This window comes from Pseudomonas sp. H1h, assembly GCF_000633255.1.
Classification (GTDB): Bacteria; Pseudomonadota; Gammaproteobacteria; order Pseudomonadales; family Pseudomonadaceae; genus Aquipseudomonas.
The window spans coordinates 1-344 of record NZ_AYMJ01000068.1; the positions used below are offsets into that span (position 1 = coordinate 1).

Here is a 344-nt window from a genome sequence, read left to right on the forward strand (position 1 = left end):
TCGATCACCGGCGTGACCGGTGGCAACTACGAAAACCTCGTGGCCGACAAGACCCCGGTCAGCACCACCGTGACCGATACCGTCGACACCACCAACCTGTCGCTGAGCGCGACCGGCACCGTCGCCGAGGGCGGCTCGATCGTCTACACCGCGACCCTGACCAATCCGGCCGGCACCCCGGTGACTGTGACGTTGAGCAACGGCTCGGTCATTACCATTGAAGCGGGCAAAACCACTGGCACCGTGACGGTTCCAGCGCCTGCCGATGACGTCTACAAAGACGCCGGCAAGGTTGAAGTCACGATCAAGGATGCGGCGGGCGGCAATTTCGAGAACCTGGTGCC

At 63.4% G+C, this 344-nt stretch carries 1 protein-coding gene; it reads left to right on the forward strand.

The features are described 5' to 3' along the window. Positions 1–344, forward strand: a 344-nt coding sequence (locus U862_RS29255; RefSeq protein ID WP_157836090.1) for an immunoglobulin-like domain-containing protein, incomplete at both ends; no start/stop codon positions are given.